This is a genomic window from Janthinobacterium sp. BHSEK, assembly GCF_056174685.1.
The window spans coordinates 1-313 of sequence record NZ_JBWBYV010000234.1 but is presented as its reverse complement, the minus strand read 5'-3'; the positions used below and the strand labels follow the sequence as shown (position 1 = coordinate 313).

General features: G+C 47.0%; 1 rRNA gene. It reads left to right on the top strand.

Annotated elements, in window-relative coordinates:
• Positions 1 to 129 precede the first annotated feature (129 nt).
• A 16S ribosomal RNA gene (locus AC0V2Y_RS28665) occupies positions 130 to 313 on the top strand; the annotation flags it as partial.

Genomic DNA, 313 nt, shown 5'->3' with positions numbered 1-313 from the left:
ACTTAAAATATCAAATGTTCACAAGAAATAATGAAATAGGATACTTCTTCGGAAGTAGCCTGTCAGTTTTTTGAGTGAGCGACCCGTCAGCAATGACGGTGCCTGTAAAAGGGCAAAGTAACAGAGATTAAACTGAAGAGTTTGATCCTGGCTCAGATTGAACGCTGGCGGCATGCCTTACACATGCAAGTCGAACGGCAGCACGGAGCTTGCTCTGGTGGCGAGTGGCGAACGGGTGAGTAATATATCGGAACGTACCCTGGAGTGGGGGATAACGTAGCGAAAGTTACGCTAATACCGCATACGATCTACG